The organism is Pseudomonas sp. 20P_3.2_Bac5 (assembly GCF_025466035.1).
In the GTDB taxonomy this organism is placed as follows: Bacteria; Pseudomonadota; Gammaproteobacteria; order Pseudomonadales; family Pseudomonadaceae; genus Aquipseudomonas.
This window is the reverse complement of sequence record NZ_JANLOA010000019.1, coordinates 69585-80507: the sequence shown is the minus strand read 5'-3', so window position 1 is coordinate 80507 and position 10923 is coordinate 69585. Positions and strand designations below refer to the sequence as shown.

The window sequence follows — 10923 nt, the reverse complement described above, 5'->3', positions numbered from 1 at the left end:
TTGTTCACGGACTCCCGGGGGGAGGCGGCGCCTTGACTGACGCGTCTACGAAATCAAAGTCTGGTGCTGGCTTACCAGCGATAAGGCCCTAGTGGCCACCCGAGCACTCTCAGCCTGGCAATTTTTTGAACCACTTTGTAAATAATTTGTTACGAGTCCGGGCCGCTTCTCCCGGCAATCCGCAGCGCCTTTTTTCTTGTAAACATTCCGTGCCGAAAATCCCCCTTCGATCAGCTTTACGTTCGCGTCAACACCTTGCTACAGCCCCCGTGGCACGGTGTTATGTGGGCCATTGCCATGTGCCTGACCCGCCGCAGAGTGGGCCAGAAAAAAACAACAAGAACGGAGGGCGCCATGTACGCCATTCACTTTCCCAGGCTTCATTCCTCCCGCTGGAACGCTGCGTGCCGTCAACAGAACGTTACGCGATGTGTTGACCCCTGCGTCAATGCAAGGGTATACAGTGCGCCGCGTTTTACCTGTGACCCTATTGCGTACCACGCAACCTTGCTGATGCCAGGCTGAGCGACCGGGCCCCATTGCCCGTGTCTAACCGCCCGTTTTCAAGCGCCAAGGTAACCACCTTGTCAATTCCGCTGCGCCACGAGCGTGGTGGGTCCGATCCCGTCACAGATAAAAACAACAGGTGACTTCGTTCATGAGTGGACAAAACCCACATTCAGGTGAGCTCAAGCGCGGCCTGAAAAATCGCCACATCCAGTTGATCGCCCTTGGCGGTGCAATTGGTACCGGACTGTTCCTCGGTTCGGCCGGGGTGATGAAATCGGCCGGTCCGTCGATGATCCTCGGTTACGCCATCTGCGGCTTCATCGCCTTCATGATCATGCGCCAGCTTGGCGAGATGATCGTCGAAGAGCCAGTCGCCGGCTCCTTCAGCCACTTTGCGCACAAATACTGGGGCGGTTTCGCCGGCTTCCTGTCGGGCTGGAACTGCTGGATGTTGTACATCCTCGTGGGCATGTCCGAACTGACCGCGGTCGGCAAGTACGTTCATTACTGGTGGCCGGAGATCCCGACCTGGGCCTCGGCCGCGGCGTTCTTCATCCTGATCAACGCGATCAACCTGGCCAACGTGAAAGTGTTCGGCGAGGCCGAGTTCTGGTTCGCCATCATCAAGGTCCTGGCCATCGTCGGCATGATCGCCCTGGGCAGCTACATGCTGGTCAGCGGCAGCGGCGGCCCGGAAGCCTCGGTCAGCAACCTCTGGGAACACGGCGGGTTCTTCCCCAACGGGGTCAGCGGCCTGGTCATGGCCCTGGCGATCATCATGTTCTCCTTCGGTGGCCTGGAAATGCTCGGCTTCACCGCAGCCGAGGCCGACAAGCCGAAGACCGTGATCCCGAAAGCGATCAACCAGGTCATCTACCGCATCCTGATTTTCTACATCGGTGCCCTGGTCGTGCTGCTGTCGCTGACCCCATGGAACAGCCTGGTGGCCAACATCGATGCGTCCGGCGGTTCCTATAGCGGCAGCCCGTTCGTCCACGTGTTCTCGATGCTGGGCAGCAACACCGCGGCGCACATCCTTAACTTCGTGGTCCTGACCGCGGCGCTGTCGGTGTACAACAGCGGCACTTACTGCAACGCCCGCATGCTCTACGGCATGGCCGAGCAGGGCGATGCCCCGGCAGGCCTGGCGAAGATCGACAAGCGCGGTGTGCCGGTGCGTTCGATCCTGGCCTCGGCGGCGGTGACCCTGGTGGCGGTGCTGCTCAACTACTTCATGCCGCAGCACGCGCTGGAAATGCTGATGTCGCTGGTGGTCGCGGCGCTGGTGATCAACTGGGCGATGATCAGCTACTCGCACCTGAAATTCCGTCAGCACATGGACCGCACTGGCCAGAAGTCGCTGTTCAAGGCGCTGTGGTACCCCTATGGCAACTACCTCTGCCTGGCGTTCGTGGTGCTGATCCTCGGCATCATGCTGCTGATCCCGGGCATCCAGAATTCGGTGTATGCGATTCCGGTGTGGTTGCTGGTGATGTGGGTGGGCTATGTGCTCAAGAGCAAGCGTTCCGCATCCGCTTCGGCCGTGAGCGCGGCGGTCAAGTAAGTCAGGGCGTCCAGGGGGCTGTTGTAGGCGCGAGCTTGCTCGCGAGCAGCCCCAAAACCGACAACACCGAGTATCCTGACGCCCAGCCACCCAACTGGGCGTTTCCATGCTTGTCCTCTCCAACACCGTCCACATTCCCGACGAAGAAATCGAGTTGAATGCCATCCGCGCGCAAGGCGCGGGCGGGCAGAACGTCAACAAGGTTTCCAGCGCCGTGCACCTGCGTTTCGACAGTCAGGCATCATCGCTGCCGCCGTTCTACAAGGAGCGCCTGCTGCAGGTCAGCGACAGCCGGATCACCCGCGACGGTGTGATCGTGATCAAGGCCCAGCAACACCGCACCCAGGAACAGAACCGCGCCGACGCTCTCGAGCGCTTGCGCGAGCTGATTCTCGCGGCAGTGAAGGTGGAAAAGGCGCGGCGTCCCACGCGTCCGACCCTGGGTTCGAAGACCCGGCGCCTGGACACCAAGAGCAAGCGTGGGGCAATCAAGGCAGGCCGCGGAAAAATCGACTACTGATACGCGAAAGGACACTCATGGCTTCTGAACGGAATCTGACTTGGCAGCCGACCGCGCTCGATCCTGCCACCCGCAACGCCAACGGCCAGCGCCCGCTGACGCTCTGGTTCACCGGTTTCAGCGGTTCGGGCAAGAGCACCCTGGCTTTTGCCATGGAGCGCTTGCTGGTCGGGCAGGGCATTGCCTGCTGCGTGCTGGATGGCGACAACATCCGCCATGGCTTGTGCAGCGACCTGGGCTTCGATGCCCACAGCCGGACGGAAAATATCCGTCGCGTGGCGGAGGTGGCGCGCTTGATGAACGATGCCGGGCTGGTGGTGATGGCCGCGTTCATTTCGCCCTACCGACGTGATCGCGATAGGGCGCGGGACATCATTGGCGCCGAGCGCTTCCACGAAATCCATGTCAGTGCGCCGCTGGACGTGTGCGAGGGGCGTGATCCCAAGGGGCTGTATCGCAAGGCGCGGGCGGGGGTGTTGAGCGGGTTTACCGGGATCGACGATCCCTACGAAGCACCGCTGGCGCCGGACGAGGCGCTGAATACCGACAGCCTGTCGCTGGAGCGTTGCATGGAGATTCTGCTGGCGCGGGTGCGCGGCGGAGAAGGCGGGGAACGTTGTTCTTGAGCGTGTGAAAACCGGTTGGTGAGGTTGTCCCCCGGTAACCGAGGTTTTCACACGTCCTGTGGTGCGCGGTTATTCCTGGTCGGCGCTCGGGTTTTCGTCGCCGTGTTGTTCAGCCGCTTGGGCTGTTTCGGCGCTGTGAGTGGCGGGCGTCTGTTCGACGGGGTTCAGGCTTGGGAAGGGAAGATTCGGGATTTCATGCATCTCGTCGTTCCTCGCAAGTTCGATAGTTGAAAGATTACGCGATTGCGCGTGTGGCTCCTGAGAAGCCGGGGGCAGAATACAGCAGTCTGAGTGACAGAATGAATTTTCCTGCTGTTTGGTAGGAAAATTACGACATTCGAGCTGTGAAGCCCGCCCCTGCGGCTTGTGCTTGGGCAGGCGCGAGCTTGTTTTGCGATGCAAATGGCCTTAATCGCAGACGTCCGCGATCGCCGCCGCCAGCACGTCCAGCCTGGCTTCATCTGCGCCGGCGACGTTCGCCCGGCCGGTGCTCACCATGTAGATGCTGTGCCGTTCCCGCAACGCCGCCACTTGCTGCGGCGACAATCCGGTGTAGGAAAACATCCCGCGCTGCTCGGCAATATGGGCAAACCGCTCACTCAGCCCGTGCGGCGCCAGCGCGTCCACCAGGCCGACCCGCAGCCGGGCGATCCGCTGGCGCATGGCCTCGACTTCTTCGATCCACAGACTTTTCAGCGCCGGGTCGCCGAGAATCTCCGCGACCACCGCCGCGCCATGGTCCGGCGGGGTGGACCACAGGTTGCGGGCGATAAACGCCAACTGGCTGCGCACATCCAGCAACTTCGGCGCATCGTGGCTGCACACCAGCAGGGCGCCGGTGCGTTCGCGGTAGAGGCCGAAGTTCTTCGAGCAGGAGCTGGTGATCAGCAACTCGGGCAGTTCGGCGGCAAACAGCCGCACGGCCCAGGCGTCTTCTTCCAGCCCGTCGCCGAAGCCCTGGTAGGCGAAGTCGATCAGGGGCAGCAGCGAGCGGCGGCGCACCACGTCCAGCACGGCCTGCCAGTCATCCCGCGACAGGTCGAAACCGGTCGGGTTGTGGCAGCAGGCGTGCAGCAGGACGACATCGCCCTCCGTCGCCGTTTCCAGCGCGGCGAGCATGCCGGCGACGTTCAGTCGGTTATCCGCGCCCACATAGGGATAGTGGCTGACCGTCAGGCCGGCGCTGGCGAAGATGGTTTCGTGGATCGGCCAGGTCGGATCGCTGAGCCAGATTCCGCGACCCGGCAGACACTGCCGGGCGAATTCCGCGGCCAGGCGCAGGGCGCCGGTGCCGCCCGGAGTCTGGGTGGCGCCGACGCGCTGTTCCGTCAGCAACGACGAGGCGCTGCCCAGCACCAGTTCGCAGAGCAGCCGGCCGAACGCGGCATCGCCGTGTCCGCCGACATAACTCTTGCTGGCCTGCCGATCGACAAGACGCTGCTCCGCCTGTTTGACCGCCGCCGGTACTGGCGTCAGGCCCTGGGCGTCCTTGAACACGCCGACACCCAGGTCGAACTTGGCGGGATTGCTGTCCTTGGCGTACGCCTCCATGAGGCCGAGGATCGGGTCACCCGGAACCCGGGTGATGGCCTCGAAGTGCTTCACTTGCGGCCTTCGGCGGTCTGGGCGACCTCGTCGGTGCGCGCGGCCATGATGAAGTCGTTACGGTGCAGGCCCTTGATCGAGTGGCTCCACCAGGTGACGGTGACTTTGCCCCACTCGGTCAGCAGGCCTGGGTGATGGCCTTCGGCTTCGGAGATTTCGCCGACCGCGTTGGTGAAGGCCAGGGCGTGCTTGAAATTCTTGAACAGGAAGACTTTTTCCAACTGCATGATCCCGTCGCGGACTTCGATGTTCCAGTCAGGGATCTGCGCGATCAGTGCTGGCAGTTCGTCGTCGCTGACTTTCGGCGCGTCGGCACGGCAGGCTTCGCAGTGGGCTTGGTTCAAGGCGTTCATAAAGTTTTCCGCAAGTGGATTGTTATAGGTGTACAGGGCGGCTCAGGCGGCCGCCTTGGGTGGAAATTTCGGCGCGTGCAGGCCGAGCTGCATGGCCTGCGCGACGATGCCCATGATGTCTTCGTGCGCGAGGTCGAACAGGCGCTTGAGGCTCGGCAGGGCAAAGTAGACCGGCTGGAGGATATCGATGCGGTAAGGCGTGCGCATCGCTTCCAGCGGGCTGAATGGCTGATGTTCGGGCTCGTCGGAGAGACTGTAGACCGTCTCTTTCGGCGAGGACAGGATGCCGCCGCCGTAGATCTTGCGACCTTGCGGCGTATCGATCAGGCCGAACTCGATGGTCATCCAGTACAGGCGGGCGAGGTACACGCGCTGTTCCTTGGTGGCGGCCAGGCCGAGCTTGCCGTAGGTGTGGGTGAATTCGGCGAACCACGGGTTGGTCAGCAGCGGGCAGTGGCCAAAGATCTCGTGGAAGATGTCCGGCTCTTGCAGGTAGTCGAGTTCTTCTTCGCTGCGAATGAAGGTCGCCACCGGGAAGCGCTTGCTCGCCAGCAGTTCGAAAAAGGTCTGGAAGGGGATCAGCGCCGGCACCCGGGCAACTTGCCAGCCGGTGGTGGCGCCCAGTACCGCGTTGATTTCGGAGAGCTGTGGGATGCGGTCATGGGGCAGGTTGAGCTGTTCGATGCCGTCCAGGTATTCCTGGCACGCGCGCCCCTCAATCACCTTTAGTTGCCGGGTGATCAGGGTGTTCCACACCGCATGTTCCTGCGGCGGGTAATCGATAAAACCTTGCGCATCGGGCTCACGGGCCACGTATTGCGTCTGTTTCATGCTGCTCTCCTGATGAGGGCTCTTATTGTTTTGAAGGCTTGCGCCGTGCCCTTAGAGATAGCCGCTGGCTTTGAATTTTTCAGCTACCTGCGTAGGTGAAGGTCCGCGCCAGCAGGCGGTTTTTGTAACGCAGATTTTACGAATCAGGGCGGGATCCGCAAAATCGCGGCCTTATGACCCTGTGAAAGCCGATTTTTGTAACGTATTATTTACAAATTTTCCGGCGCTCAAGCAGAAAAATCGTCGGTCTCACTGCTTTGTAGGACCTTTCATGCGTATCAAAGTGCATTGCCAGAACCGCATCGGCATCCTGCGGGACATCCTCAACCTGCTGGTGGCCTATGGCATCAACGTCGCTCGGGGCGAGGTGGGCGGTGAGCACGGCAACGCCATCTATTTGCACTGCCCGAACCTGATCAACCTGCAATTCCAGGCGCTGCGAGCGAAATTCGAGGCGATCACCGGGGTCTTCGGAGTCAAGCGTGTGGGTCTGATGCCGAGCGAGCGTCGGCACATGGAGTTGAATGCGCTGCTTGGCGCGCTGGATTTCCCGGTGCTGTCGATCGACATGGGCGGCTCGATCGTTGCCGCCAACCGTGCGGCGGCGCAGTTGCTCGGGGTGCGGGTCGATGAGGTGCCCGGCATTCCGCTGTCGCGCTATGCCGAGGATTTCGACCTGCCGGAACTGGTTCGGGCCAACAAGTCGCGGATCAATGGGTTGCGGGTCAAGGTCAAGGGCGATGTGTTCCTGGCGGATATCGCGCCGCTGCAATCCGAGCACGATGACAGCGAGGCGCTGGCCGGCGCGGTGTTGACCCTGCACCGCGCCGATCGCATCGGCGAGCGCATCTACAACGTGCGCAAGCAGGAACTGCGCGGGTTCGACAGCATCTTCCAGAGTTCGCGGGTGATGGCTGCGGTGGTGCGCGAGGCGCGGCGCATGGCGCCGCTGGACGCGCCGCTGCTGATCGAAGGCGAAACCGGCACCGGCAAGGAGCTGCTGGCCCGGGCCTGTCACCTCGCCAGCCCGCGGGGGCAAGCGCCGTTGATGGCGCTGAATTGCGCCGGGTTGCCTGAGTCGATGGCCGAGACCGAGTTGTTCGGTTATGGCCCCGGCGCGTTCGAGGGCGCGCGCGCCGAAGGCAAGCTGGGCCTGCTGGAACTGACCGCGGGCGGCACGCTGTTTCTCGATGGTGTCGATGAGATGAGTCCGCGTTTGCAGGTGAAGTTGCTGCGCTTCCTGCAGGACGGCTGCTTCCGCCGCGTGGGCAGCGACGAAGAGGTTTACCTGGATGTACGGGTGATCTGTGCGACCCAGGTGGATTTGTCCGAGCTTTGTGCCCGTGGCGAATTCCGCCAGGACCTCTATCACCGCCTCAATGTCTTGTCGCTGCACATTCCGCCGCTGCGCGAATGCCTTGATGGCCTGCCGCCGCTGGTGGAGCACTTCCTCGATCAGGCCAGCCGGCAGATCGGTTGCCCCTTGCCGCGCCTGGCGCCGGCGGCGCTGGAACGGTTGAGCCAGTACCACTGGCCGGGCAATGTCCGGCAACTGGAGAACGTGCTGTTCCAGGCGGTTTCGCTTTGCGAGGGCGGGGTGGTCAAGTCTGAACATATTCGTCTGCCGGACTACGGCGCCCGCCAGCCATTGGGTGAGTTCTCCCTGGAAGGCGATCTGGCGCAAATTGTCGGACGATTTGAAAAGGCAGTGCTGGAATGTTTGCAGGGCGACTATCCAACCAGTCGGGCATTGGGTAAACGGCTGGGCGTTTCCCATACAACCATTGCCAACAAGTTGCGTGATTATGCAATTGGAAAGCCCGGCGAATAATTCGCGGAACTATAAAAAGGCGGGAGTTTTATTAAGGGCGTGTTATCAGGGCGTGGCGCCTCTTTTGGGTAAAAGAGGCGCGACAGCCACGCAAGGTTGATTAGCCGTTAGAGCAACCGTTACCCATGACGCGGTATTCGAGGATGTGCTTCTGGCCTTGGGAGTCTTCATAGGTCATGCGGGCTGGAACCACTTCGCAGACGTTCGGGATCTCGCTCATCGAAATGACTTTGGCGATGTCCAGATGTTGCGAGTAACTGTACTGTTCAACCGGGATCTGCTCGGCGGTGGAGTTTGCAACTTCGTCGGCCATGGCCGCTGCGCAAAAACTACCGAGTGCCAATACCAGTAAAGCTTTCATCTTCAATTTACCTGTCCAGGGTCGAAAGAGGGGGCGTAGCGCTTGTGGCGCTACGTTGCAGCAAAGTAAGAGCGGAAAGTTATCTCGGGATTAACGTGCCTTCGTGGGGGCTGTTACCTGAAGTTAATCGCGTTGCCGTTGCTGGCGAGGTGAATTTTAGGGCGGGACATGAAACTGAAACAGTCGGTGTTTTGATAAACACTGTTGGCAAATTTTGTAACAATCGCCCTCGGCAGGCCTTTTGTTTCTTTGGGATTAGAGATCGATGCCCGTTCTAGAGCGGTTCCGGCCATGTGGTGGCCGAAAAGACCGCCCTGTTACTACCAACGTCGAATGGCCTGAGAGGCTCTGTTACAGTTAAAACAAGGTCATACAAAAACAACTATTACACCGAGGTAAAAAAGATGAGTGCGGCTTCCCTGTACCCCGTTCGTCCCGAGGTTGCGGCGAATACCCTGACTGACGAGGCTACCTACAAGGCCATGTATCAGAAGTCGGTGATCAACCCGGATGGCTTCTGGCGTGAGCAGGCTCAGCGCCTCGACTGGATCAAGCCGTTTACCAAGGTCAAGCAGACCTCGTTCGACGACCACCACGTCGATATCAAGTGGTTCGCCGATGGCACCCTGAACGTTTCCTACAACTGCCTGGACCGTCATCTGGCCGAGCGTGGCGATCAGCTCGCAATCATCTGGGAAGGCGACGACCCTTCCGAACACCGCAACATCACCTACCGCGAACTGCACGAGCAAGTCTGCAAATTCGCCAACGCCCTGCGTGGCCAGGACGTTCACCGCGGCGACGTGGTAACCATCTACATGCCGATGATCCCCGAGGCCGTGGTCGCCATGCTGGCCTGTGCCCGTATCGGTGCGATCCACTCCGTGGTCTTCGGCGGCTTCTCGCCGGAAGCCCTGGCCGGCCGCATCATCGACTGCAAATCCAAGGTGGTGATCACCGCCGATGAAGGCCTGCGTGGCGGTCGCCGCACGCCGTTGAAAGCCAACGTCGATGACGCGCTGACCAACCCTGAAACCAACAGCATCCAGAAAGTCATCGTGTGCAAGCGCACCGGTTCCGACATCAAGTGGAACCAGCACCGCGACATCTGGTACGAAGACCTGATGAAGGTTGCCGGCAGCGTCTGCGCCCCGAAAGAAATGGGTGCCGAAGAAGCGCTGTTCATCCTCTACACCTCCGGTTCCACCGGCAAGCCGAAGGGCGTGCTGCACACCACCGGCGGTTACCTGGTCTACGCCGCCATGACCCATGAGCGCGTGTTCGACTACCGTCCGGGCGAAGTCTACTGGTGCACCGCCGACGTCGGCTGGGTCACCGGCCACAGCTACATCGTCTACGGCCCGTTGGCCAACGGCGCGACCACGCTGCTGTTCGAAGGCGTGCCGAACTATCCGGATATCACCCGCGTGTCGAAGATCATCGACAAGCACAAGGTGAACATCCTCTACACCGCCCCGACCGCCATTCGCGCCATGATGGCCGAAGGTCAGGCCGCTGTTGCCGGCGCCGATGGCTCCAGCCTGCGCCTGCTGGGTTCGGTCGGCGAGCCGATCAACCCGGAAGCCTGGAACTGGTACCACCAGGCGGTCGGCAAAGAGCGTTGCCCGATCGTCGACACCTGGTGGCAGACCGAAACCGGCGGCGTGCTGATCAGCCCGTTGCCAGGCGCTACCGCACTGAAGCCAGGCTCGGCGACCCGTCCGTTCTTCGGCGTGGTGCCGGCGCTGGTGGACAACCTGGGCAACCTGATCGAGGGCGCCGCCGAAGGCAACCTGGTGATTCTCGACTCGTGGCCGGGCCAGGCGCGTTCGCTGTACGGCGACCACGACCGCTTCGTCGATACCTACTTCAAAACGTTCCGCGGCATGTACTTCACCGGTGACGGTGCCCGTCGCGACGAAGACGGCTACTACTGGATCACCGGCCGTGTCGACGACGTGCTCAACGTTTCCGGTCACCGCATGGGCACCGCCGAGATCGAAAGCGCCATGGTTGCCCACCCGAAAGTCGCCGAAGCGGCGGTGGTCGGTGTGCCGCACGACATCAAGGGGCAGGGCATCTACGTCTACGTCACCCTCAATGGTGGCGAGGAGCCGACCGAGGCGCTGCGCCTGGAACTGAAAAACTGGGTGCGCAAGGAGATCGGTCCGATCGCTTCGCCAGACGTCATCCAGTGGGCGCCGGGCCTGCCGAAGACCCGTTCGGGCAAGATCATGCGCCGTATCCTGCGCAAGATCGCCACGGCCGAGTACGACGCACTGGGCGACATCTCCACCCTGGCCGATCCGGGTGTCGTGGCGCATCTGGTCGAGACCCACAAGACCATGAGCGCCGCCTGAAGCGCCGAGTGTTTCGCAGGGTAAGCCAGCAGTCGCTCCGCGGAGGAGCTGTGTAGTACCTCCCGGACGTGGCTTGCCCCGCGATCTTTCGAAGAAAACCCAAGGCCCCGCCAGCATGCGCTGCGCGGGGCCTTGGGTTTTTTGTTACTTCGACTTTCATCGGTAACCCTTCTGTCACTGCATTCGTACAAAAACGGGGCAATAGGAAACGTGAATGTGCGTTATTGGTGCGCTATTTCATGAAATTTCCGACACTCAAACGGCTGGGCTTGCCGTGATACAAGGCTTTGCCAATAATGGGCCCGGTTATTGCTTTGGTTACAGGTTATTTGTTTTTCGCTTTTGCATATTCCCCGAAAACT

At 61.2% G+C, this 10923-nt stretch carries 9 protein-coding genes; 5 read left to right on the top strand and 4 right to left on the bottom strand.

Features of this window, described 5'->3' with window-relative positions; all coding sequences use genetic code 11:
• Positions 1-658: 658 nt before the first annotated feature.
• The 3 genes from NTD88_RS03410 to cysC all read left to right on the top strand — a co-directional run bounded on the left by NTD88_RS03410 (position 659) and on the right by cysC (position 3220).
• Entirely contained in the window at positions 659-2074 is a 1416-nt protein-coding gene (locus NTD88_RS03410; RefSeq protein WP_095156818.1) for an amino acid permease, read from the top strand.
• A gap of 106 nt (positions 2075-2180) precedes the next feature.
• Positions 2181-2594, top strand: a complete 414-nt coding sequence (gene arfB / locus NTD88_RS03405; protein WP_095156819.1) for an alternative ribosome rescue aminoacyl-tRNA hydrolase ArfB — start codon at positions 2181-2183, stop codon at positions 2592-2594.
• 17 nt (positions 2595-2611) lie between these two features.
• Entirely contained in the window at positions 2612-3220 is a 609-nt protein-coding gene (cysC, locus tag NTD88_RS03400; RefSeq protein ID WP_262127475.1) for an adenylyl-sulfate kinase, read from the top strand.
• A 408-nt stretch (positions 3221-3628) separates the two neighbouring features.
• Here cysC and NTD88_RS03395 read toward each other — a convergent pair whose 3' ends face one another.
• Genes NTD88_RS03395 through phhA form a run of 3 tightly spaced genes read right to left on the bottom strand, consistent with a single transcriptional unit; the run spans position 3629 to position 6009 of the window.
• Complete coding sequence (locus tag NTD88_RS03395) at positions 3629-4825, bottom strand: amino acid aminotransferase (RefSeq protein WP_262155585.1); 1197 nt, start codon at positions 4823-4825, stop codon at positions 3629-3631.
• Complete coding sequence (locus tag NTD88_RS03390) at positions 4822-5178, bottom strand: 4a-hydroxytetrahydrobiopterin dehydratase (RefSeq protein WP_110969543.1); 357 nt, start codon at positions 5176-5178, stop codon at positions 4822-4824. The genes NTD88_RS03395 and NTD88_RS03390 overlap by 4 nt, the downstream gene beginning before the upstream one ends.
• 42 nt (positions 5179-5220) lie before the next feature.
• Entirely contained in the window at positions 5221-6009 is a 789-nt protein-coding gene (gene phhA / locus NTD88_RS03385) for a phenylalanine 4-monooxygenase (protein ID WP_262155584.1), read from the bottom strand.
• 271 nt (positions 6010-6280) lie between these two features.
• Here phhA and NTD88_RS03380 point away from each other — a divergent pair, with 271 nt between their 5' ends.
• Positions 6281-7840 carry a sigma-54-dependent transcriptional regulator gene (locus tag NTD88_RS03380; protein ID WP_262155583.1) on the top strand — a complete coding sequence of 520 codons (1560 nt, stop codon included), beginning with the start codon at positions 6281-6283 and terminating at the stop codon, positions 7838-7840.
• 100 nt (positions 7841-7940) lie between these two features.
• Here the strand turns inward: NTD88_RS03380 and NTD88_RS03375 are convergent, their stop codons facing one another.
• The gene (locus NTD88_RS03375) at positions 7941-8201 is read right to left on the bottom strand and encodes a DUF2790 domain-containing protein (protein ID WP_095156824.1); all 261 of its coding nucleotides are present in this window, start codon (positions 8199-8201) and stop codon (positions 7941-7943) included.
• 404 nt (positions 8202-8605) lie between these two features.
• Between NTD88_RS03375 and acs the strand changes: the two genes are divergently transcribed.
• Complete coding sequence (acs, locus tag NTD88_RS03370) at positions 8606-10561, top strand: acetate--CoA ligase (RefSeq protein WP_095156825.1); 1956 nt, start codon at positions 8606-8608, stop codon at positions 10559-10561.
• Positions 10562-10923: the final 362 nt, after the last annotated feature.

Coding starts and splice junctions, on each gene's coding strand:
- NTD88_RS03410 (WP_095156818.1), top strand. CDS start 659: ATGAGTGGACAAAACCCACATTCAGGTGAGCTCAAGCGCGGCCTGAAA.
- arfB (WP_095156819.1), top strand. CDS start 2,181: ATGCTTGTCCTCTCCAACACCGTCCACATTCCCGACGAAGAAATCGAG.
- cysC (WP_262127475.1), top strand. CDS start 2,612: ATGGCTTCTGAACGGAATCTGACTTGGCAGCCGACCGCGCTCGATCCT.
- NTD88_RS03390 (WP_110969543.1), bottom strand. CDS start 5,178: ATGAACGCCTTGAACCAAGCCCACTGCGAAGCCTGCCGTGCCGACGCG.
- phhA (WP_262155584.1), bottom strand. CDS start 6,009: ATGAAACAGACGCAATACGTGGCCCGTGAGCCCGATGCGCAAGGTTTT.
- NTD88_RS03380 (WP_262155583.1), top strand. CDS start 6,281: ATGCGTATCAAAGTGCATTGCCAGAACCGCATCGGCATCCTGCGGGAC.
- NTD88_RS03375 (WP_095156824.1), bottom strand. CDS start 8,201: ATGAAAGCTTTACTGGTATTGGCACTCGGTAGTTTTTGCGCAGCGGCC.
- acs (WP_095156825.1), top strand. CDS start 8,606: ATGAGTGCGGCTTCCCTGTACCCCGTTCGTCCCGAGGTTGCGGCGAAT.